Here is a 248-nt window from a genome sequence, read left to right on the forward strand (position 1 = left end):
ACTTAATTATTTGATATACAATAAATGTATTTTATTATCATTTTGTATAATATAAAATAATTTTATTTTTTATTTACATATAAACACCTATTTCATTTAGTTTTAGTTTATATGTTTAAAAATATATATAAATATAATTTTATTTAATTAATTAAAATTATAATACAAATAATTATTTTTTTATATTTGATAAACATAAAAAAATAAATCATGAAAAAGTATTTTTACTTTTTACTACTTTCACTGGT

This window comes from Apibacter sp. (assembly GCF_025291155.1).
In the GTDB taxonomy this organism is placed as follows: Bacteria; Bacteroidota; Bacteroidia; order Flavobacteriales; family Weeksellaceae; genus Apibacter.